Origin of the sequence: Streptomyces sp. Ag109_O5-1, from assembly GCF_003814875.1 — a bacterium.
GTDB classification, from domain to species: Bacteria; Actinomycetota; Actinomycetes; order Streptomycetales; family Streptomycetaceae; genus Streptomyces; species Streptomyces sasae.
Window position 1 is genome coordinate 7,307,952 of sequence record NZ_RKQF01000001.1, and the last position, 22,184, is coordinate 7,330,135.

General features: G+C 70.1%; 18 protein-coding genes and 1 other RNA gene. 10 read left to right on the top strand and 9 right to left on the bottom strand.

Annotation, left to right across the window (positions count from 1 at the left end):
- From EDD90_RS33140 to EDD90_RS33155, 4 genes are all read left to right on the top strand, one after another.
- Entirely contained in the window at nucleotides 1-1,707 is a 1,707-nt protein-coding gene (locus EDD90_RS33140; protein ID WP_123976563.1) for a serine/threonine-protein kinase, read from the top strand.
- 111 nt (nucleotides 1,708-1,818) lie between these two features.
- A complete protein-coding gene (locus EDD90_RS33145) occupies nucleotides 1,819-3,045 on the top strand; it encodes a serine/threonine-protein kinase (RefSeq protein ID WP_123976564.1) in 1,227 nt (408 codons plus the stop codon).
- Between the two features lie 873 nt (nucleotides 3,046-3,918).
- Nucleotides 3,919-5,025, top strand: a complete 1,107-nt coding sequence (prfB, locus tag EDD90_RS33150; RefSeq protein WP_123976565.1) for a peptide chain release factor 2 — start codon at nucleotides 3,919-3,921, stop codon at nucleotides 5,023-5,025.
- Between the two features lie 318 nt (nucleotides 5,026-5,343).
- Nucleotides 5,344-5,955 (top strand): hypothetical protein, encoded by a 612-nt coding sequence (locus EDD90_RS33155; protein ID WP_123976566.1) that lies wholly within the window; start codon nucleotides 5,344-5,346, stop codon nucleotides 5,953-5,955.
- Between the two features lie 95 nt (nucleotides 5,956-6,050).
- Here the strand turns inward: EDD90_RS33155 and EDD90_RS33160 are convergent, their stop codons facing one another.
- Nucleotides 6,051-6,242: a hypothetical protein gene (locus EDD90_RS33160; RefSeq protein ID WP_046729173.1), complete on the bottom strand. Its 192-nt coding sequence runs from the start codon at nucleotides 6,240-6,242 to the stop codon at nucleotides 6,051-6,053.
- 247 nt (nucleotides 6,243-6,489) lie between these two features.
- Here EDD90_RS33160 and ftsE point away from each other — a divergent pair, with 247 nt between their 5' ends.
- The 5 genes from ftsE (at nucleotide 6,490) to ssrA (ending at nucleotide 10,500) form a co-directional block, all read left to right on the top strand.
- The gene (ftsE, locus tag EDD90_RS33165) at nucleotides 6,490-7,179 is read left to right on the top strand and encodes a cell division ATP-binding protein FtsE (protein WP_059203505.1); all 690 of its coding nucleotides are present in this window, start codon (nucleotides 6,490-6,492) and stop codon (nucleotides 7,177-7,179) included.
- A gap of 62 nt (nucleotides 7,180-7,241) precedes the next feature.
- Entirely contained in the window at nucleotides 7,242-8,162 is a 921-nt protein-coding gene (gene ftsX, locus EDD90_RS33170; protein WP_123976567.1) for a permease-like cell division protein FtsX, read from the top strand.
- Between the two features lie 67 nt (nucleotides 8,163-8,229).
- On the top strand, nucleotides 8,230-9,399 hold the full coding sequence (locus EDD90_RS33175; protein WP_123976568.1) for a S41 family peptidase: 1,170 nt from the start codon (nucleotides 8,230-8,232) through the stop codon (nucleotides 9,397-9,399).
- Nucleotides 9,400-9,467: 68 nt separating this feature from the next.
- Nucleotides 9,468-10,010: an SsrA-binding protein SmpB gene (smpB, locus tag EDD90_RS33180; RefSeq protein ID WP_123976569.1), complete on the top strand. Its 543-nt coding sequence runs from the start codon at nucleotides 9,468-9,470 to the stop codon at nucleotides 10,008-10,010.
- Nucleotides 10,011-10,105: 95 nt separating this feature from the next.
- Nucleotides 10,106-10,500, top strand: a transfer-messenger RNA (tmRNA) gene (gene ssrA / locus EDD90_RS33185).
- A gap of 522 nt (nucleotides 10,501-11,022) precedes the next feature.
- Here ssrA and EDD90_RS33190 read toward each other — a convergent pair.
- The 6 genes from EDD90_RS33190 to EDD90_RS33215 form a co-directional block, all read right to left on the bottom strand.
- Nucleotides 11,023-12,033 (bottom strand): LacI family DNA-binding transcriptional regulator, encoded by a 1,011-nt coding sequence (locus tag EDD90_RS33190; RefSeq protein WP_123976570.1) that lies wholly within the window; start codon nucleotides 12,031-12,033, stop codon nucleotides 11,023-11,025.
- A complete protein-coding gene (gene yicI / locus EDD90_RS33195; protein WP_123976571.1) occupies nucleotides 12,027-14,285 on the bottom strand; it encodes an alpha-xylosidase in 2,259 nt (752 codons plus the stop codon). Before yicI ends, EDD90_RS33190 begins: the two co-directional genes overlap by 7 nt.
- Nucleotides 14,286-14,296: 11 nt before the next feature.
- Nucleotides 14,297-15,127 (bottom strand): carbohydrate ABC transporter permease, encoded by an 831-nt coding sequence (locus EDD90_RS33200; protein WP_123976572.1) that lies wholly within the window; start codon nucleotides 15,125-15,127, stop codon nucleotides 14,297-14,299.
- Entirely contained in the window at nucleotides 15,124-16,011 is an 888-nt protein-coding gene (locus EDD90_RS33205) for a carbohydrate ABC transporter permease (protein ID WP_123976573.1), read from the bottom strand. Before EDD90_RS33205 ends, EDD90_RS33200 begins: the two co-directional genes overlap by 4 nt.
- Nucleotides 16,008-17,312 carry an ABC transporter substrate-binding protein gene (locus tag EDD90_RS33210; RefSeq protein ID WP_123976574.1) on the bottom strand — a complete coding sequence of 435 codons (1,305 nt, stop codon included), beginning with the start codon at nucleotides 17,310-17,312 and terminating at the stop codon, nucleotides 16,008-16,010. The genes EDD90_RS33205 and EDD90_RS33210 overlap by 4 nt, the downstream gene beginning before the upstream one ends.
- A gap of 109 nt (nucleotides 17,313-17,421) precedes the next feature.
- Nucleotides 17,422-18,774 carry an MFS transporter gene (locus EDD90_RS33215; protein ID WP_123976575.1) on the bottom strand — a complete coding sequence of 451 codons (1,353 nt, stop codon included), beginning with the start codon at nucleotides 18,772-18,774 and terminating at the stop codon, nucleotides 17,422-17,424.
- 84 nt (nucleotides 18,775-18,858) lie between these two features.
- Here EDD90_RS33215 and EDD90_RS33220 point away from each other — a divergent pair, with 84 nt between their 5' ends.
- A complete protein-coding gene (locus EDD90_RS33220) occupies nucleotides 18,859-19,830 on the top strand; it encodes a LysR family transcriptional regulator (protein WP_123976576.1) in 972 nt (323 codons plus the stop codon).
- Nucleotides 19,831-21,026: 1,196 nt separating this feature from the next.
- Here EDD90_RS33220 and EDD90_RS33230 read toward each other — a convergent pair.
- The gene (locus EDD90_RS33230; protein ID WP_123976578.1) at nucleotides 21,027-21,461 is read right to left on the bottom strand and encodes a hypothetical protein; all 435 of its coding nucleotides are present in this window, start codon (nucleotides 21,459-21,461) and stop codon (nucleotides 21,027-21,029) included.
- A 178-nt stretch (nucleotides 21,462-21,639) separates the two neighbouring features.
- A complete protein-coding gene (locus EDD90_RS33235) occupies nucleotides 21,640-22,182 on the bottom strand; it encodes a barstar family protein (RefSeq protein WP_123976579.1) in 543 nt (180 codons plus the stop codon).
- Nucleotides 22,183-22,184 lie beyond the last annotated feature (2 nt).

Sequence of the window (22,184 nt, forward strand, 5' to 3'; positions counted from 1 at the left end):
GTGCGGCCGGTAGGCAGCAAGTACCTCCTGGAGGAGCCGCTCGGACGCGGCGCCACCGGTACCGTCTGGCGTGCCCGCCAGCGGGAGACCGCGGGCGCCGAGGCGGCCGTGCCCGGCCAGCCCGGCGAGACCGTCGCGATCAAGGTCCTCAAGGAAGAGCTCGCGAACGACCCCGACATCGTGATGCGCTTCCTGCGGGAGCGCTCCGTTCTGCTCCGGCTGACCCACCCGAACATCGTCCGGGTCCGTGACCTGGTCGTCGAGGGCGATCTGCTGGCCCTGGTGATGGACCTCGTCGACGGCCCCGACCTGCACCGCTACCTGCGCGAGAACGGCCCCCTCACGCCCGTCGCCGCCGCGCTGCTGACCGCCCAGGTCGCCGACGCGCTCGCCGCCAGCCACGCCGACGGCGTCGTGCACCGCGACCTGAAGCCCGCCAACGTGCTGCTCCAGCAGTACAACGGCCAGATGCACCCGATGCTGACCGACTTCGGCATCGCCCGCCTCGCCGACTCCCCGGGCCTGACCCGCACCCACGAGTTCGTCGGCACGCCCGCGTACATCGCCCCGGAGTCCGCCGAGGGCCGCCCGCAGACCGGCGCCGTCGACATCTACGGCGCGGGCATCCTGCTGTACGAGCTGGTCACCGGCCGCCCGCCGTTCTCCGGCGGCAGCGCCCTGGAGGTCCTGCACCAGCACCTCAGCGCCGAGCCCCGCCGCCCCTCGACCGTCCCCGACCCGCTGTGGACGGTCATAGAGCGCTGCCTGCGCAAGAACCCCGCCGAGCGCCCCAGTGCCGAGAACCTCGCGCGCGGCCTGCGTGTCGTCGCCGATGGCGTCGGCGTGCACGCGAACTCCGCGCAGATCGCGGCGGCCGAGGGCGTCGGCGCGCTGCTGGCCCCCGACCCGGCATCGCCGGCCGTACCGGGCGCGGCCGACCCGACCCAGGTGCTGCCGAACACGGGCGCGCCGATGGGAGCGCCGATGGGGACGTACGACCCGAACGCGGCGACCAGCTTCCTGCCGCACACCGGCGGACCGGCGGGCGCCGCCGACCCGACCGCCGTACTGCCGAACACGGGCGCGGCCGACCCGACGGCCGTCATGCCGCCGATGCCCCAGGGGCAGCCGGGCCAGCAGCAGCCGGAACAGCCGCACCCCTGGCAGACCCAGCTCCGCGCGGCCCGCGACCGCAACGAGCAGACGCAGGTTCAGTACCTCGACCCGGGTGAGGACCCGCTGCGCCGCCGCCCTCAGCGGCAGGTGGCCCGCCCGCAGCAGCAGCCGCCGCGCCAGGCCCCGCAGCAGCAGCCGGTACGCCGGCCGCAGCCGCGCGGGCAGGGCGGCCAGGGTGGATACGGCCAGCAGCAGCCCGCGGGGTACGGCCACCAGCCGCAGCAGCAGTACGCTCCGCCACAGCAGCCGCAGCAGCGCTACGCGCCCCCGGCCGAGCCGCAGCGGGCCCCCCGTGAGCCGCGCGAGCCACGCCAGCGCAGCGCCAACCCGATGAAGATCCCCGGACTCGGCTGCCTCAAGGGCTGCCTGTTCATGGTCGTCATCCTGTTCGTCGCGGGCTGGCTGATCTGGGACCTGACGCCGGTGCACACGTGGGTCGGGCAGGGCGAGGGCTACTGGAGCCAGCTGAAGGACTGGTCGAAGTCGATCGGCAGCTTCATCAACAACCTGGGCAACGGCTCCGGCAACTGACCGCGACTCTGGGGATTTGTCGACATCTGGCGGGTGATTTCCGCCTCCGGGGTGAAGGTTGGCTCTTCGGACGCGTACTTTTATCGGCAACACGCGTCGGTAGGAGCAGTCTTGGCACGGAAGATCGGCAGCCGGTACACCGCCAACCAGATCCTGGGGCGGGGCAGCGCCGGCACGGTGTGGCTGGGCGAGGGACCGGACGGGCCCGTCGCCATCAAGCTGCTGCGTGAGGACCTCGCCTCCGACGAGGAGCTGGTGGGCCGCTTCGTACAGGAGCGCACGGCCCTGCTCGGTCTGGAGCACCCCAACGTCGTGTCGGTCCGTGACCTGGTGGTCGACGGAAACGACCTCGCCCTCGTCATGGACCTGGTCCGGGGCACCGATCTGCGCACCCGCCTCGAACGGGAGCGGCGGCTGGCGCCCGAGGCGGCGGTGGCGATCGTCGCGGACATCGCGGACGGGCTGGCGGCCGCGCACGCGGCGGGCGTGGTGCACCGGGACGTGAAGCCGGAGAACGTCCTCCTGGACATGCAGGGCCCGCTGGGCCCCGGCGGCTCCCACCCCGCCCTCCTGACCGACTTCGGGGTGGCGAAGCTGATCGACTCCCCGAAGCGGACCCGGGCCACGAAGATCATCGGCACCCCGGACTATCTCGCCCCCGAGATCGTCGAGGGCCTGCCGCCCCGCGCCTCGGTGGACATCTACGCGCTCGCGACGGTCCTGTACGAGCTCCTCGCGGGCTTCACCCCCTTCGGCGGCGGCCACCCGGGAGCGGTGCTGCGCCGCCATGTGACCGAGACCGTCGTCCCGCTGCCCGGGATCCCCGAGGAGCTCTGGCAGCTGCTCGTGCAGTGCCTGGCGAAGGCGCCGGCCTCCCGGCTGCGCGCGTCCGAGCTGGCCGCGCGGCTGCGGGAGCAGCTGCCGACGCTGGCGGGGATGCCGCCGCTGGACGTCGACGAGCCGGAGACGGAGGCGGCGGAGGAGACCGAGGAGGCGGCCGCCGCCCCGGCCGCGGAGGAGCAGCGGGTACGGCGACGGGGGGCCGTCTCCTTGGTGCCGGGCGCGAAGCCGGACTCCAACCGGGACACGCACACGTCGATGAGGGTGCCGGCGCCGGACGAGCTGGCGGGCGGCGCGCGGGGTACGGCGCGGGTGCCCAGGGCGTCGGGGGCGCCGCGGCCGGGATCGGCGCGGCACCGTGTCGCGGCGCGGCGACGGAGGGTCACGTTCGCGGTGGCGGGCGTGGCGGTGGCGGCGGTGGTGGGTGTCGGCGCGTGGCTGGCATCGTCCGGCGACGACTCCGCTCCCCAGGAGACACACAGCACATCGACACCGTGACCTGCCGGCGGCTCCGCCGACCTTTTTTCCACCCGCCCACCCGACTCGGCAGGCCACAGAGCCCCCGCCATGGGGCTCCGTCCCGGACTCCGAGGGGGTTGGTGGGGCGGTGGGTCTGCCCGGCTTGGTAGGCCACAGGGTCGCCGTCATGGGGCTCCGTCCCGGACTCCGGGGGTTGGTGGGGCGGTGGGTCTGCCTGGTTCGGTAGGTCGCAGGGTCGCCGTCACGGGGCTCTGCCCCGGACTCCGGGGGTTGGTGGGGCGGTGGGTCTGCCTGGTTCGGTAGGTCGCAGGGTCGCCGTCACGGGGCTCTGCCCCGGACTCCGGGGGTTGGTGGGGCGGTGGGTCTGCCTGGTTCGGTAGGTCGCAGGGTCGCCGTCACGGGGCTCTGCCCCGGACTCCGGGGGTTGGTGGGGCGGTGGGTCTGCCCGGCTCGGTAGGTCGCAGGGTCGCCGTCACGGGGCTCCGTCCCGGACTCCGGGGGTTGGTGGGGCGGTGGGTCTGCCCGGCTCGGTAGGCCACAGAGCCCCCGCCACGAGCTCTGCCCCGGACTCCGAGGGGGGTGGTGGGGCGGTGGGTCTGCCCGGTTCGGTGGGTCGCAGGGTCGCCGTCACGGGGCTCTGCCCTGGATCCCGAGGGGGTGGTGGGATTCGGGTTTCGTGGCTGGGCCGACCCGGGTCCGAGGGCGGTTGGTCCCCGGAGCGGCGGGGAGACGGGACCGCAGGCGGAGCCGATACCTGAGGCGCGCTCTGGAGTTCACCGTGTGTGCCCCACCCCTCGTCTTTTCGCCCGCTCCTCCCCCTGCCGAGTCGGGTGGGCGGGTGGGCGAGGCCCGTCGGCCATCCTCGGTTGGCGGAGCCGTTACGCTGGAGGCGTGGCAGTCGTCGATGTATCCGAAGAGCTCAAGTCCCTCTCCTCGACCATGGAGTCGATCGAGGCCGTTCTGGACCTCGACAAGCTGAGGGCAGACATCGCCGTGCTCGAGGAGCAGGCGGCCGCGCCGTCCCTGTGGGACAACCCGGACGAGGCGCAGAAGATCACCAGCAAGCTGAGCCACCTGCAGGCCGAGGTCAGGAAGGCCGAGGCGCTGCGCGGGCGGATCGACGACCTTTCCGTGCTCTTCGAGATGGCCGAGGAGGAGGACGACCCGGACACCCGTGCCGAGGCCGAGTCCGAGCTCGCCTCCGTCAAGAAGGCGCTGGACGAGATGGAGGTCCGGACGCTGCTCAGCGGGGAGTACGACTCCCGGGAAGCGCTCGTGAACATCCGTGCCGAGGCCGGTGGCGTCGACGCCGCCGACTTCGCCGAGAAGCTGCAGCGCATGTACCTGCGCTGGGCCGAGCAGCACGGCTACAAGACCGAGCTCATCGAGACGTCGTACGCGGAAGAGGCCGGCATCAAGTCGACCACCTTCGCCGTACAGGTGCCGTACGCCTACGGGACGCTCTCCGTTGAGCAGGGCACGCACCGCCTCGTGCGGATCTCGCCCTACGACAACCAGGGTCGCCGCCAGACCTCCTTCGCGGGCGTCGAGATCCTCCCCGTGGTGGAGCAGACCGATCACATCGAGATCGACGAGTCCGAGCTCCGGGTGGACGTCTACCGGTCGTCCGGGCCCGGCGGCCAGGGCGTCAACACCACCGACTCCGCGGTGCGCCTCACCCACATCCCCACCGGCATCGTCGTCTCCTGTCAGAACGAGCGGTCGCAGATCCAGAACAAGGCGACCGCGATGAACGTCCTCCAGGCCAAGCTCCTCGAGCGGCGCCGGCAGGAGGAACAGGCCAAGATGGACGCCCTCAAGGGCGACGGCGGCAACTCCTGGGGCAACCAGATGCGGTCGTACGTGCTGCACCCGTACCAGATGGTCAAGGACCTGCGGACCGAGTACGAGGTGGGCAACCCCGAGGCCGTGTTCAACGGCGAGATCGACGGCTTCCTGGAGGCCGGAATTCGCTGGCGCAAGCAGCAGGAGAAGTAACTTTGTCGACTTGCCCACGGCGAGTCGACCGACCGTGAACTGCCGCCCCTGTGGCGGCAGTTCTCGTTTGTCCGGCTAATGCCTGGGTTTTACGTCACACTCACACACTTCAACTTCCGGCATTCGACGCGCAACCGGACATGGCGCGCGCAACGGCCTTGACGTTGCTTTGAAAAATGGGAAGGGTGAAGCGTGGCATGCGTATCTCTGGGGCGCATGTGAACCGGGGGACTTGGCACCGCCTTTACCGCCCCCGTCGATCACCGCCGGCCCCATGCGCCCGCTCATTGACTATCAGCTACTGGGGGTAGCAACCAGATGACCAAGAAGACGCGGATCCGGGTCGCGCGGATAGCCGCCGGTGTCGTGATCGCCGCCGGTGCCTCGCTGACCGCCGCCGGCGCGGCCTCCGCCCTCTCCATCGGCGTCGAGGCCGACGAGACCGGCGTGCACGCGAACGTCGACCTCGACGGCACCGATTCGCCCAGCCCGAGCGACACCGGGATCCCGACCGGTCCGGCCAGCAGCGAGCCGGCCAGCACGCCGCCCGCCAGCGAGCCGCCGACCAGCTCGGCGCCGTCCGAGTCGAGCGAGCCCTCGGACGAGCCGACCCAGCCGACCGACGAGCCCACCGAGCCCACGGACGAGCCGACCGACGGCAGCACCAGCACCAGCGGTAGCGGCAGCACCGGTAACGGCAACAACACCGGCACCGACGGCAACTCCGGCACCTCCGCGCAGGAGGAGGGCACCTCCGCCCTCACCGACACCGGCTCCTCGAACACCAAGGCCCAGGGCGGCCAGCTCGCCGAGACCGGTGCCGGGCAGACCGCCTTCCTGATCATCGGCGCTGCCACGATGATCGCCGGCGGTGTCGGCTTCCGTGTGCTGCCGCGCCTCATGGGCGGCAGCGGCGGCGCCGCTGCCTGACGGTAGGCGCGCGTTCGCGGAGCGTGTGCGCGATGTACGGCGAAGGGCCCGGAGCCACGGCTCCGGGCCCTTCGGCCATGCTTGTGTGAGTTTCGCTACGCGGTCTGGTGCGCCAGCAACGCCACCGCGGCGATCAGCACCGCCAGCAGCCCGATCAGCGCCATCGGGTTCAGACCGCCGAGGAAACTCTCCTGCTGAAGACGCTCGCGGTTGGCGCGGCACACGGGGCACCGGCCTTCGTTCACGGGCGCCGCACAGTTCGCGCACACCAACCGGTCGTACGTCATGCGCTCGCCCTCCTTGCACCGGCCATTACCTACACAACGCTCCGCGGAACGAGAACGTTCCCCTCCCACTGTGCCAGGTTCCCCCGGAAAGGGCGCGGCCGTCCGGGTACCTCGCTCGGGCAGTCCGAAGACTCTGTCCCGGAACAAAACCGCACAAGCCTCACCCAACCGTGACTGGCGACTGCGCTTCCTCACCCGGTTCGCGTATGGTCACGCTCATCTACCCCCGGCGACCCGTGGTGCATCCGTGATCCGATTCGACAATGTCTCCAAGGTCTACCCCAAGCAGACCCACCCCGCACTCAGGGATGTCTCCCTGGAAGTGGAGAAGGGTGAGTTCGTCTTCCTCGTGGGGTCCTCCGGCTCCGGAAAGTCCACCTTCCTGCGGCTGATCCTCCGCGAGGAGCGGTGCAGCCACGGTCAGGTGCACGTCCTCGGCAAGGACCTCGCCCGTCTCTCCAACTGGAAGGTGCCGCAGATGCGCCGCCAGCTCGGGACGGTCTTCCAGGACTTCCGCCTGCTGCCCAACAAGACGGTCGCCGAGAACGTGGCCTTCGCGCAGGAGGTCATCGGCAAGTCGAAGGGCGAGATCCGCAAGTCCGTGCCCCAGGTCCTCGACCTCGTCGGGCTCGGCGGCAAGGAGGACCGCAGACCCGGCGAGCTGTCCGGTGGCGAGCAGCAGCGCGTGGCCATCGCCCGCGCCTTCGTGAACCGCCCCAAGCTGCTGATCGCGGACGAGCCGACGGGCAACCTCGACCCGCAGACCTCGGTCGGCATCATGAAGCTCCTCGACCGCATCAACCGCACCGGCACCACCGTGGTGATGGCGACCCACGACCAGAACATCGTGGACCAGATGCGCAAGCGCGTCATCGAGTTGGAGAAGGGCCGCCTCGTCCGGGACCAGGCCCGCGGCGTCTACGGCTACCAGCACTGACTCCGGCCCAGACGCAACCCACGCGCCCCGCGCTCCACGACGGAAAGGCATAACCCGACGCCATGCGCGCCTCGTTCGTAATGTCGGAGATCGGAGTCGGTCTCCGCCGCAATCTGACGATGACCTTCGCGGTCGTCGTCTCGGTCGCCCTGTCCCTGGCGCTCTTCGGTGGCTCGCTCCTGATGAGCGACCAGGTCAACACCATGAAGGGCTACTGGTACGACAAGGTCAACGTCTCGATCTTCCTGTGCAACAAGAGCGACGCCCAGTCGGACCCCAACTGCGCCAAGGGCGCGGTCACCGAGGACCAGAAGAAGCAGATCCTCGCCGACCTCGACAAGATGACCGCGGTCGTCCAGAAGGTCACCTACGAGTCGCAGGACGAGGCGTACAAGCACTACAAGGAGCAGTTCGGCGACTCGCCGCTGGCCGACTCCCTCACGCCGGACCAGATGCAGGAGTCGTACCGGATCAAGCTCAAGGACCCGGAGAAGTACCAGGTCGTGGCGACGGCCTTCAACGGCCGCGACGGCGTGCAGTCCGTCCAGGACCAGAAGGGCATCCTGGACAACCTCTTCGGCCTGCTCAACGGCATGAACTGGGCCGCCCGGATGGTCATGGCGCTGATGCTGGTCGTCGCCCTGATGCTGATCGTCAACACCGTGCGCGTCTCCGCGTTCAGCCGAAGGCGCGAGACCGGCATCATGCGCCTGGTCGGCGCCTCCGGTTTCTACATCCAGGCCCCGTTCATCGCGGAGGCCGCCGTCGCCGGCCTGATCGGCGGCACGGTCGCCTGCGGATTCCTGGTGATCGCCCGCTACTTCATCATCGACCACGGCCTGGACCTGTCCCACAAGCTGAACCTGATCAACTTCATCGGCTGGGACGCGGTGTTGACGAAGCTCCCGCTCATCCTGGCGACGAGCCTCCTGATGCCGGCGCTGGCAGCGTTTTTCGCGCTGCGCAAGTACCTCAAGGTGTGACGCATGCCAAGAGGGCCGTACGGGCAACCGCCCGTGCGGCCCTTTTCGTTGTCCTAGACTCACCGGCATGTCAGGCCCTGAGCTGTTCTGTCAGCCCCGCCGGGTTCGCCGGGGGGCGGCTCTGACGTTGGTCTTCGCAGGGCTGTTGGTGACCGGCGCGGCCACCGGGGCGTTTCCCGACCCCGGGCAGCCCGGCCGGAAGACACCGGCCGGAGCCGCCCGTCCGGCCGCCGGGCGCGCGGATGTCGCCAAGGCCGCCGCCGAGGCCATGGCCGACGGCACGTCCCCCATGGAGGCGGCGGAACGGGCCGTCAGCCGCAGCGGGGACCGCTGGGCCGCGGTCTACTCCGAGGGCGAGTACCAGGAGTTCGAGGAAGCGCTCGACGGCGAGTACACCGGGGTCGGGCTGTGGGCCCGGCGCGAGCGGGACGGCCGGATCGAGGTGACCAAGGTGCAGTCCGGGTCGCCGGCGGCCGCCGCCGGGGTCCGCAAGGGCGACCGGCTGCGCAGTGTGGACGGGGCGGCCGTCGACGGGCGGCCCGTCACCGACGTCGTCTCATTACTGCGTGGTGACGCCACCGACGCCCGTGTCGGTACGACCGTCACCCTCGGCCTCCAGCGCGGCACGCGCGCGTGGAGCGAGACAGTGCGCAGGGCGCTGCTGTCCACCGACTCGGTGACCGTGCGCAAGCTGGCCGCCGGTATCACCGTCATCAAGATCTCCGCCTTCACCAAGGGCTCCGGGGACCTGGTACGCAACGCCGTACGCCAGGCCCCCGCCGACGCCGGGATCGTCCTCGATCTGCGCGGCAACTCCGGCGGCCTGGTCACCGAGGCCGTCACCGCCGCCTCCGCCTTCCTCGACGGCGGTCTGGTCGCCACCTACGACGTGCACGGCGTCCAGCGCTCCCTGCACGCCGAGCCCGGCGGCGACACCGCAAGACCGCTGGTCGCGCTCGTCGACGGCGGCACCATGAGCGCGGCCGAGATGCTCACCGGCGCCCTCCAGGACCGCGGCCGCGCGGTCGTCCTCGGCTCCCGCACCTTCGGCAAGGGCTCCATCCAGATGCCCACCCGCCTCCCCGACGGCTCGGTCGCAGAGCTCACCGTCGGCCACTACCGCACCCCCTCGGGCCACATCGTCGACGGCCGGGGCATCACCCCCGACCTGGAGGTGTCCTCCGCGGCGCTGGAGCGGGCGGAGACGGTCCTCAGCGGCCTGGGCGATCCGTCGTAGCATCCGGTTAACCGCTTCCCTCGCACCCCCTCCGTAGTGCGAAAATGGACGGCACTATGGCCAAGGGAATGTACGTACCGAAAGAGTCCCAGCAGAAGCAGCAGGGGACGGCCGCCAAAGCCAGGGACGGCGAGAAGGGCGGCAAGCGCAAGATCGTCGCGCAGAACAAGAAGGCGCGGCACGACTACGCGATCATCGACACCTACGAGGCCGGCCTGGTGCTGTCCGGCACCGAGGTGAAGTCGCTGCGTCAGGGCCGGGCCTCGCTGGTCGACGGCTTCGTGCAGATCGACGGGAACGAGGCGTGGCTGCACAACGCCCACATCCCCGAGTACAGCCAGGGCACCTGGACCAACCACTCGGTGCGCCGCAAGCGCAAGCTGCTGCTGCACCGGGAGGAGATCGACAAGCTGGAGTCCAAGTCCCAGGAGACGGGTCACACGATCGTGCCCCTCGCCCTGTACTTCAAGGACGGCCGGGCCAAGGCGGAGATCGCGCTCGCGCGAGGCAAGAAGGAGTACGACAAGCGGCAGACCCTGCGCGAGCAGCAGGACCGCCGGGAGAGCGACCGCGCGATCGCGTCGGCCAAGCGGCGGCAGCGGGGCGCCTAGGGCCACTGGAATGTAGTGGCATCGGTGTGCGTTGGTCACGTACGATGGCACCAACACCCGGGGAAGCCCGGGTGTGCAGATTGAAAAATCAACATGGGGATGATCGGTTTCGACAGCGGATGTCGAGGCAGGGGAAGCGTGTCGAGAAAGCGGCCATGATCTCGTAAACCACAGGCCGAAACAAATAATCGCCAATTCCAAGAGCGATTCTCCCGAGCTTTTCGCTCTCGCTGCCTAATTAGGTAGTGATCGAATAGCTCCTTAATGGGAGTGTCAGCCCGGGGCTGTTCCCGACCCGGATCCTGGCATCAGCTAGGGGACTAAACCTTGATCCCGGTCACGGGGTGAAGAGGGAAATCTAACAGTGACTGGGCCCGTCGGCGACTTGTTCGCGTGATCGCCGGGGCCGAGAAAATCACAGCGAACTGCACACGGAGAAGCCCTGGTTCCGCACCGTTGGACGCGGGTTCGATTCCCGCCATCTCCACTCATCCCATGTGGGCCGAGGCCCCGGCGCTCCTCAGCGGAGCACCGGGGCCTTTGTCATGCCCGAAGGACCCGTTCACTCGTACGGGCGGCGCTCACGGATTCCCGCTCAGCAGCCCCGTCGGCTTCATTAGCGTTTGCCCCGTGACGCGCTCTATGGGCGCGTCCTCCCTTCACTCCGGGTCCCGTCCCCTCGGGACCCGGCCCGACGAGAGCGGCCCCGGGGCTATGACAGGCCGCCTCACGTCGAAGGGAGGACGCCTCCACATGGGCTCGCACGAGGAGCAGAAACCGACTCTCGTCATGCGGCTGATCCGGCTTCTGCCGGAGCGAGCGGCGAGGCACGCGAGGAGGTGGCTGCTCTGGTGGCTCACCAGGTAGCCGGATATCCCCATCTAGCCTGGGGACATCCGACAGGCTCCTGGTGAGCCGGGGCCCCGCTTGGAGTTCACGCTCCGAGTGGGGACCCTCCTTGCCTCCAAGTACAGCACAGCGGCCCTCCGCGCGGCATCAGGACCGGCGACCGTCACGCTAATCGGGGAGCCGTGCTCTCACGTTCGATCAGCCTCGGCGCCAGCAGCGTCGCCTCCGGCACCTCCCCGTCCCCGCCCAGCTTCCGCATCAGCAACTCCGCCGCCCGCTCGCCGAGTTCCGTGGCCGGAAGCGCCACCGAGGTCACCGGCACGCGCAGCCCCGCCGCCAGTTCGTCCGGGCAGATCGCGGTGACCGAGAGGTCGGTCGGGACGCGCAGGCCAAGCTGCTCGAAGGCGTCGATCAGCGGCTTTAGGGCCGCCTCGTTGTGGACGACGACCCCCGTCAACGCCGGTTGCTCGCGGAGCAGTTGCTCGGCGACCCGGCGCGCCCCCGCCGGGGTCGCCGCGCACGGGTGGACGGAGGACGCCATCCCGTTGCGGTCGGCGGCGGCCGTGAAACCCTGGACGACCCGCTGGGCGAACGCGGTCTCCCGGACGTACACCTCCGGCGGTGACCCGACCAGCGCGACCACTCGGTGCCCGAGCCCCGCCAGCCGCTCCACGCACAGCTCCCCGGCCGCCCGGAAGTCCAGATCGACGCAGGTCAGGCCCTCGGCGGCGGCAGGGAAGCCGATCAGCACCGACGGCCGCTCCAGCGCGCGCAGCAGCGGCAGCCGCGGGTCGTGCAGCTGGACGTCCATCACGATCAGGGCGTCCACCAGCGCCGTGTCGGCGACCCGGTGCAGCCCCTCCTCGCCCTCCTCCTGGGTCAGGAGCAGCACGTCATGGTCGTAGCGGCGGGCCGTCGTCACCACCGACACCGCGAACTGCATCACCACCGGGACATGGATGCCGGTGCGCAACGGGATCACCAGGGCGAGGACGTTGGAGCGGCTGCTGGCCAGGGCGCGGGCGCCGGCGTGCGGTCGGTAGCCCAGTTCGCGGATGGACGCCTGGATACGGCGCCGGGTCTCGTCCGAGATGGGGCGCTTGCCGCTGAGCGCGTAGGACACGGTGCTGGGGGAGACCCCGGCATGCCGGGCCACATCCGTGATCTTCACCATTCGCCCAGCTCCAGGGAGAGAAACCCGGTCCCGGCGTCCGCCCGCGCGATCCGCTCGCCGGCCGCCAGGTTCCAGGGCGCCGCCGGATCACTGCACGAGGCCCGCACGGTGTCCCCTTCGCGCACGACGGTGAAGGTGACGTCTCCGACCGGGACGGTGACCTGCGCGCCGCGCTCCAGACCGTACGCCCGCAGGGTCACCCCGTCGGCATGGTCGTAGTCGGGCCGGTCGGCCACCGCGCCGACCGGGATCACCGCGCCGGGCCGCACCAGCAGCGGCAGGCTCAGGAAGCCGTGACGCTCGCGGATCCAACGGGGCCCGGTGACCGTCCGCCCGGTCAGGAAGTGGGTCCAGGTGCCCTCGGGGCAGTAGTACGTCACCTGCCCCTCGTCGTCGAACACCGGCGCCACCAGCAGATCTGCCCCCACCATGTACTGCCGCTCCAGATGCGCGCACCCCGGATCGTCCGGGAACTCCAGCACCATCGCCCGCATCATCGGCAGCCCCTCCGCGGAAGCGGTGCGCGCGGCCTCGTACAGGTACGGCATCAGACTCAGCTTCAGCCGGGTGAAGTGCCGCAGCACGTCCACCGACTCCTCGTCGAACAGCCACGGCACCCGGTACGACGACGAACCGTGCAGCCGACTGTGCGAGGACAGCAGCCCGAAGGCCAGCCACCGCTTGAACAGCGCCGGAGTCGGGGTGCCCTCGAAGCCGCCGATGTCATGGCTCCAGTAGCCGAACCCGGACAGGCCCAGCGAGAGCCCACCGCGCAGCGACTCGGCCATCGACTCGTACGTGGCCTCGCAGTCACCGCCCCAGTGCACGGGGAACTTCTGGCTCCCGGCCGTCGCGGACCGCGCGAAGACGACCGCCTCGCCCTCGCCGCGGTGCTTGCGGAGCACCTCGAAGACGGTCCGGTTGTACAGGTACGTGTAGTAGTTGTGCATCCGCTCCGGGTCCGACCCGTCCGACCAGGCCACATCCACCGGGACGCGCTCCCCGAAGTCGGTCTTGAAGCAGTCGACACCCTGGGCGAGCAGCGCCTCCAGCTTGGCCGCGTACCAGTCACGCGCCGCCGGAGACGTGAAGTCCACCAGCGCCATCCCCGGCTGCCACAGATCCCACTGCCACACGCTCCCGTCCGGTCGCCGCAGCAGGTGTCCCAGCTCCTTCCCCTCGGCGAACAGCGGCGACCGCTGCGCGATGTACGGGTTGATCCACACGCACACCCGCAGCCCGCGCTCGTGCAGCCGCCCCAGCATCCCCTCGGGATCCGGGAACACCCGCGGATCCCACCGGAAGTCGCACCAGTTGAACTCCCGCATCCAGAAACAGTCGAAGTGGAAGACGGAGAGGGGGAGTCCGCGCTCCCGCATGCCCTCGATGAAGGACGTCACCGTCTTCTCGTCGTACGAGGTGGTGAAGGAGGTGGAGAGCCACAGTCCGAAGGACCAGGCGGGCGGGAGGGCCGGGCGGCCGGTCAGGGCCGTGTACTTGCGCAGGATGTCCTTCGGGGTCGGGCCGTGGATGACGTAGTACGTCAACTGCTGCGACTCCACGCTGAACTGGACCCGCGACACCGCCTCCGAGCCGACCTCGAACGACACCTTCCCCGAGTGGTCGACGAAGACTCCGTACCCGGCGTCGGTGAGGTAGAACGGGACGTTCTTGTAGGCCTGTTCGGTGGCCGTGCCGCCGTCGGCGTTCCAGATGTCGACGACCTGGCCGTTCCTGACGAGCGGGCCGAAGCGTTCGCCGAGGCCGTAGACCGAGGTGCCGACGCCGAGGCCCAACTGCTCCCGCAGATAGTGGGCGCCGGTCGCGGTGTCCCGCATGATGCCCATGCCCTTGGGGCCGCTGGAGGTCAGGACGCGGCCACCGGAGAGGAAGTCCAGCCGCCAGGGCGCGGTCCGGCTCAGCCGCAGCGTCAGCGAGCCGGAGACCAGGGTCGCGTACTCGTCGTCGTACGACACCTGGGACGCGAAGTCGGCCTTCCCGAGCTCGAAGTGCGGCCCGCGCGGCTGCTCGCCCTCGAAGTGGGTGAAGGTGACGCCGATGACGTCGGGCATCGGGGTGTGCGCGCTGATCGTCAGGACCGGTCCCTTCAGCAGGTCGCCGCGGTGGCGGATGGGCTGGGTCGGCGCGTGGATCTCCAGCGCGCCCTCCGCCGCGCCGACGTCGAGGACCTCGACCGGATGGGCCGCGGTGACGCCCTCGCGCAGCAGCCAGTAGCCGTCGGTGAACTTCACTCACGTACCTCCTACTTGACGGCGCCCACGGCGATGCCCCGGGTGAGCGTGCGCTGGAAGACGAGGAAGAAGACGATGGCCGGGAGCACGCCGAGCAGGGCGGCCGCGTTGGTCATCGTGGCGTCCATCAGGCGCTGGCCCTGGAGGACGCCGAGGGCGACGGAGACCGTCTGGTTGTCGTTGGAGATGAGCATGACCAGCGGGAGCAGGAACTCGTTCCAGGTCCAGATGAAGAAGAAGACCAGGAGCACACCGAGGGTCGGACGGCTGACCGGGACGACGATCCGGACCAGGATCTGCCACTTGTTCGCGCCGTCGATCCGCGCCGCCTCGATGATCTCGCGCGGGAACTGCCCGAGGACGGCGGAGAGCAGATACGTCCCGAACGCCGACTGGATCACCGTGAACACGATGATCACGCTGAGCCGGGTGTCGTAGAGGCCCGCCTGCTTGCTCAGGTAGTACAGCGGGTAGACCAGCGCCTCCTGCGGCAGCATGTTGGCGAGGACGAAGAAGGCGAGCACCCAGGTGCGGCCCCTGATCCGGCCGATGCCGATCGCGTAGGCGTTGAGGACGGAGAGGACGGTGGCGAGCAGCGCCACCGAGCCGCTGATGAGGGTGGAGTTGACGAGCTTGCGGGTGAAGTCGACGCGTTGCCAGAAGTCCTTGAGGCCGTCGAGGTAGAGGCCGTGGGGGAGGCTCAGCGGGCCGTGCTGCGAGTACTCCGCAGGGGATTTCACCGCGTTGACCGCCACGATCAGGAACGGGACGACCATGAAGAGGGCGGCGAGGCAGAGGGCGAGGAGGACCGGGTAACGGCGCAGGGCGGTCGGACGGGTCATACGGCCTCCGCGCGGTTCTGCAGTTTCAGGCCGAGCACGGCCAGGGCCAGGATGATGACCGTGAGGACCGTGGAGATCGCCGAGCCGTAGCCGACCTGGGTCTTCTCGAAGAACGTGGTGAAGGAGAAGTAGGAGGGGACGTCGGTGGCGCCGCCGGGGCCGCCCTTCGTCAGGACGTACACCGCGCCGAAGACCTTCAGCGCGGCGATCGTGCACCAGGTCAGGACGACGTACACCTCCGGGCGGATCTGCGGCAGCGTGATGTGCCGGAAGCGGCGCCACCAGCCGGCGCCGTCCAGCTCGGCCGCCTCGTACAGCTGGGGGTCCACACGGCCGAGCCCGGCCATGAAGACGACCAGCGGGAAGCCGAGCTGGACCCAGACCAGTACGCCCATGACGGTGTACAGCGCGAGGTCCGGGTCGCCGAGCCAGTCCTGCTGCCACGAGCCGAGTCCGACGGCCTTGAGCAGGGCGTTGAGGGAGCCGTTGTCCGGGGCCAGGATCCAGCTCCAGACGATGCCGGCGACCGCGACCGGCAGCACCTGGGGGAGGTAGAAGCAGGCACGCAGGACCGCCGCGATCCGGGTGCCGAAGTGCTTGCCGATGTAGTCGAACAGGGCTGCGGCCAGGACCAGTCCGAGCGCCGTCGGGAGCACCGCCATCGCGACGACCATGAAGAGGCTGTGCCGGAACGAGGCCCAGAACTCCGAATCGTGCAGCAGCTCACGGTAGTTGGCGAGCCCGGACCACTTCGGGCTGCCCACGCCCTGCCAGTCGGTGAGGCTCACGCCCGTGTTCATCAGGAACGGGACGATGACGACGGCGAGGAAGGCGAGGACGCCGGGGAGGAGGAAGAGGGCGTACGAGTCCCGGCGCACCCTCACTTGGTGCCCTTGTCGTACGCCGACTGGAGGTTGCTCAGATAGGCGTCCGGTTTCCCGCTACCGGTGATCAGCTTCTGGGTCTCGGAGACGAGGGTGTCGTAGAAGCCGGCGACTGGCCAGTCCGGGTAGAAGGCGAGTCCGTCGCGCTTGCTGACGGTGTTGAAATTGGCGATGAGTTCCTTGGACTTGGGGTCGGTGATGGCGCTCGCGTCGGCGGCGACCGGAACTCCGCCCTTGTTGCCGAGCAGGTTCTGGATCTTCTTCGACATGGTGATGTCGATGAAGTCGTAGGCGAGGTCCTTGTTCCCGGAGTTCTTCGGTACGACCCAGAGGTTGCCGCCGGAGCCGAGGGTGAGGTCGGAGCCGGGGAACAGGAAGCTGCCCCAGTCGAACTTCGCCTCCGACTGGAAGCGGCCGTACCACCAGCTGCCGGAGAACAGGATCGGCGCCTTGCCCTGGATGAAGGAGACCCCGGCCTGCTCGGCGGTCGTACCGGAGGACGTCTTCGCGATGTAGCCCTTCTTCACCCAGTCGGCGAAGGTGTCGGCCGCGTACGTCCAGGCGGTGTCATGGAAGTCGACCTTGCCCTTGTACAGCTCGTACTTGTCGACCCAGGAGCGGTCGGCCTTCGACAGCGCCAGCTGGTACAGGTACTGCTGGGCCATGTACTCGGAACCGGCGTCGGCCAGCGGGGTGACCTTGTTCTGGACGAACTTGTCCATGGCCGCCGTGAGTTCGTCGAACGTCTTCGGTTCGGCGATCCCGTACTTCTCGAACAGGTCCTTGTTGTAGTAGACCATCGTGTACTCGGCGTAGTTGGGCACTCCGTACCACTTGCCGGAGCCCATCACGCCGTCCGCGTCGTACTGGCTGGTGGTGCGCACTCCCGCGCTGAGCTTCTTGTCCCAGCCGCGCTTGGCCGCCTCGGCGGTCAGATCGGTGAGCAGGCCCTGCTTGGAGAGGAGCCCCGCCGTCGCGTTGCCCTTGTTGTACTCCATGATGTCGGGGGCGTCGGAGGAGTTGAGGACCATCTGCGCGGTCTTCTGGATCTGCTCGAAGCTCTTCTCCTCGTACTTCACCTTCACGCCGGGGTGGCTCGCCTCGAACTCCTTGATCGCCTCGTTCCAGGCCACGCCCATCGCGCTGTTCGGCCCCTCGTAGTGCCACAGCCGCAGTGTCTTCGCGTCGGACGTGCTGCCGCCCGAGCCGCCGCAGGAGGTGAGGAGCAGTGATCCGGCCAGGATCACCGCCGCGGCCGTCAGTCGCCGTATCCGCCCTGTTCGCCTTCGTGCCGTCGACATCCAGTGCCTCCAAGGGAGTTGTGGATGGTGCTCGTCCCGCGTCGAATGGGTTCGACACCGGACGTCGAAGCGCTTCGACGATGGAAGGTAGGTGCGGGCTGTGTGGGCGTCAATGGGTGCGGCGGGAATTGAGGGAAGCGTTTCGACTGACGGTGTTGACCAGAAGGGTACTGGCAGCGTGGATCAGAAGGGCCGCGACCGCCGCGGCGACCGGGGTGGTGAAGGCGGCCGTCGGTGACAGGTGCTCCGCGGCCCAGCCGCCGACCGCGGAGCCGCAGGCGATGCCGGTCAGCAGGGCGGTGACGACGAGGCTCATCCCCTCGTTGAGGCGGCCCGCCGGGGTGCGGTCCTGGACCAGGGTCATCGCGGTCACCATGGTCGGAGCGGTCGCCATACCGGCCGCGAGCAGGGCGGGGCCGAGTGCCCAGAGCGAGTCGAGGGTGCGGGCCGCGAGGAGGGGCAGGGACATCAGGACCGCCATCGCCGACAAGCAGACGGGCAGCCGCCGTTCGGCCGGACCTGTCGGCCTGAGCGCCCCGTACGCCAGGCCCGCCGCGCAGGAGCCGGCCGCCTGGAGGGCGAGCACGGCACCGGCCGCCGAGCGGTGGCCCTGGGCGTCGGCGTAGGCGATCGTCACCACTTCCATCGAACCGAACACCGCGCCGGTCGCGACGAAGCAGGCGAGGAGGGAGGAGATACGCAGGGGCGTTCTCGTGGTGCCCCTGCTGTGGGTCGGTGGCTCGGTCGCCCGCTGGGCGGCGAACAGCAGCACACCGCACAGCAGCAGCACGGCGCCGACGAGAGTGCCGGCCTCCGGGAAGAAGGTGCCGGTCAGGAAGGACGCGAGCACCGGGCCGAGCATGAAGGCGAGTTCGTCGGCGGCCTGTTCGAAGGAGTTCGCGGTGTGCAGGGCACCGGGGTCATCGCGCAGCAGATGGGCCCAGCGGGCGCGGGACATGCCGCCGATGTTGGGGGTGGTCGCGGTGGCCGCGTAGGCGGCGAACAGGGTCCAGTCCGGGGCGCCGTAGCGGACGCACAGCAGCAGGGCGAGGCTGCCGAGGACGGCGGTGACCGTGGCGGGTACGGCCACCCGGGCCTGCCCGTACCGGTCGACGAGCCGCGCGATCCACGGTCCGGCCAGCCCGGTGGCGGCGAGGCCGGTCGCGGTGACGGCGCCGGCGAGGGCGTACGAGCCGCGCGCCCCGGCGATCATCACGACCGCGCTGACGCTGAACATGCCCATGGGGAGGCGGGCCAGCAGGTTCCCGGCGGTGAAGGCGCGGGTGCCGGGGAGGGCGAAGAGGCGGCGGTACGGGCCGGGCGGGCGGCGGTCGGGACCGGAGCGGTGGTGTTCGGGACCGGCGCGGCGGCGGAAGCGAGGGCTGAAGTCGACGGTGACGAGGGAGTCCGCCGTGACGGTGTGGAGGAGCTTCGGGGAGGCCGGTTCGGTCGGTTGTGGCATGGACACCACCGTCGCCCGGAATGGATCAACGGGTCCAACACCTGCTCGGCGCAGATTCACGCACCTGTGTTGTAAGTTCGCATGATGTCAGCGCCCACGCACATCGACCCTCGCCTGCTGCGTGTCTTCGTGACCGTCGCCGAGGAGCTGCACTTCACTCGCGCCGCCGCCCGGCTGTACGTCGCCCAGCAGGCGTTGAGCCGTGATGTACGGCGGCTGGAGCGGGAGTTGGGGGCCGAGCTGTTCGTCCGGACCACCCGGCAGGTCACCCTGACCGCCGACGGCGCCCGGCTGCTGCCGTACGCCCGCCGGGTGCTGGCCGCCCAGGACGCGCTGCTCGCCGCGTTCGGGCAGGCCCGGCCCCTGCTGGTGGACCTCAACTCCCCGGGACTGGAAACCGGCCGACAGGTGCTGCACCGCGCCCGCGAACTCGCCCCCGACGGCGAGCTGATGGCCCGCTACGAGAGTGGCCTCACGGGAGCCGCGGCCGAACTCCTCGCCGGCCGTCTCGACGTGTCCTTCGGGCGCTTCGCGGGACTCGACCCGGCGCTGCGCTCCGGACTCGAACAACAGCCCGTACGGTTCGAACCCATGGCCGTAATTCTCCCCTCTGATCATCGGCTGGCGGCCCTGGAAGCCGTGCCGCTGGCCGCGCTGGCGGGTGAGACGGTGTACGCCGGTGCCGGCAACGAACGCACCCTGGAATGGACCGACCTGGCCTTTCATCTCTTCGAAGGGCGAGGCATCGCGGTCGCACCGCCCCTGCCGCTGGCCGTGGGGGAGGAGGAGTTCGAGCGCATCATGGCCAAGACCCGGAATCCGATCCTCGCGGTAGTGGGATTTCCGGCCATACCTGGGACGGTCGCACGGCCCCTGGTCGATCCGGTCCCCCTGTCGCCCGTGTCCCTCGTGTGGCGAAAGGGGCTGGTCCATCCGGGAGTCGATGCGCTGCGGCGGGCGGCCGCCGAGATCGGACGGGCGGAAGGGTGGCTTCAGAGGCCGGCCGACGGATGGATTCCAGCCAGTGATCAAGAGGTGATGGACGACCACAAATGACACATCGAGAACACGGCACCCCCTCGTGCGCTAGCTTCGTGGCCCCGAGCGCGGAGAGCCGGAAGGGGGCGCTCGGAACCGGGTGGGGGCCTGGTTCCGACGACGTGTGCTCGGGTTCGTCAGTGCGCCCGGAACGGTCCCGTGAGGGGATGTACGCGCGTGAAAAATTGGCGAGAAGAGACCCAACCGGAATTGCCCCAGGTCGTGCTGGACGGCCAGGACATTCCGGTGACCGGGGGAGACGAGCCGGGGGACGGCGAGGGTTCGGAGAACCGGCCGACGGTCGGCTCCCACTCCGCGCAGACGGAGTCATTGCACAGGCCGACCGACGGCTTCACGCGGGCCGTGGCGCCGGGGAGAGTGCCCGAAGGGGGCGCGGAGGCCTGGGAGTTGCGGTGGCCGGTCGTCGGTGGGGGCGCGGAGCCAGAACTGCAGGGGTGGCCGGCCGGCGGGCGGCTTGCGGAGGCGGCCGAGAGGTCGGGGAGTCCGGTTGGCGGGCGTGCGCAGGCCGAGGTGTTACCCGGCTCGGCCGACGGGCCTGCGGCGGCTGAGGTGTTGCGGGGTCCGGTGGGTGGGCCTGCGGCGGCTGAGGTGTTGCGGGGTCCGGCCGACGGGCCTGCGGAGCCCGAGGTGTTGCGGGGGCCGGTCGGTGGGCCCGTGCGGGGCGAGAAGCCGGGGTGGCCGGTCGTTGGTGGGGTCGGTGGGCTTGCCCGAGCCGGGGTGCTGGGGTGGCCGGCCGACGGGCGGACGAAGAGCGAGGGGCTGCGGCGGCCGGGCGACGGCTACGCCGGGACCGGGTTGGCACCACGGAGCGGTGGTTCACTGCGAGATCCGTGGGGCTGTGGAGAGTCTTCGGTCCCTGTCCATGACGGAGGGCCTCCGGCTCCTGTGCGTGCCGGCGGGGCCGACACCTCTGTCCGTGCGAGCGAGGCCTCGCCCCCTGCTCATCACCTTCAACACCTGCACCATCTTCATCACCCGAACGAGGTGGCGGCCGGCCAGGACGGCATCGGCGTCGGTGCCGGTGCCGGTGCCGGTGCCGGTGCCGGTGCCGGTGTCGGCGTCGGCGGCGATGTCGTACGGATGCGGCCCGGTGCCGGGTATGCCTCCGCCGCGTCCTCCTTCGCCGACGGGCCGGGGCGCCGCGGTCGCCGGTTCCGCAGGTTCGGGGCGGCCATCGGCTTCGCCTGCGCGGTCTACGCCGTCGTCATCGCCGTAACCCTGCTGTCCGGGAGGTCCGACGCGCCCTGGCTGCCGATGCCCGGGCAGCACGACGGCAGGCCGACCGGCCGGGTCGACGACTCGCCGCGGCCCGCGAAGTCTCCCCGGTCCCCCGGCAACGGCAACTCGGTGGCCGGCCCGGCCGCCCGCGCCGGTACGACCCCGTCGGCCGACGCCTCCACCCGGGCGGCCCGGGCGGGAAAGAAGGGGGCCGCCGGGCCGAGCGCATCGGCGTCCGCGAAGCCGACGTCATCCTCAGAGGCGACGGGCTCCTCACCGAACCCCGGGTCGTCGTCGGCGAACACCTCGCCGACCTCGGTGCCACCGACCCCGGACCCCCCGGCCTCACCCGCGTCATCGCCCCCAGGTTCGCCCAGCGCCTCGGCCACCCCGACCGGCGGACCGGCCACGTAGGGCACGGCACGGGGTGCCGTTCGTTCCTCTGTTCCCGTTCTCTGATGGCGCAGCTCGCCCGGCGTCGATGGAGAACACGGTTCATTCGCCGGCGGCGACTGGGTGACGCGGCGGCGGGCCGAAGTCCGAGGCTGTGGCGGGACGGGGCGCGCCGGAAAGGTCGACGGAGGGGTTTCAGTGCCATTCGTCGGGGTTGAGGCCAACCCCGACGAATCCGTCGTCGGTGGTGACGGTCAGGTCGGGCTGCTCGACACGGGCGGAGATCCGCCTTCTGTCGAACTCGCTGAATTCAAAAACGAAATGCTCGGCGATGGCGGGACGGTCCAGGGGGTCGCCGTCGAGGTCCATGGCCGAGTTCGCACGATCGGCGCCTTGGCAGAGAACCGATACGAACAGTGGGAAGTACGCCGTCTCCAGCAGCCTGTCCGCGTCGTGGATGACTCCCACGATGCCCACTCCGCCGGTGACCTCGCCGCACAGGTCGTCCAGGCAGTCGACCATGGCGTCCCAATTCCGGCCGAAGTAGCCCGGGAAGCGGAGGATGTCCGCGAAGGAACGGTAGAGGCCCTGTTCGGTCACCAGATCGCGGGCGTCGAAGTGGTGGACCCGTCCGCCCTTCGCCGTCAGCTCCGACAGTTGCCGCCGGACCTCCACCGTATCTTCCGGGACGAGGACGACCCAGGGTTCCGAGGTATGCGTCAGATCGAATGTGGTCATTC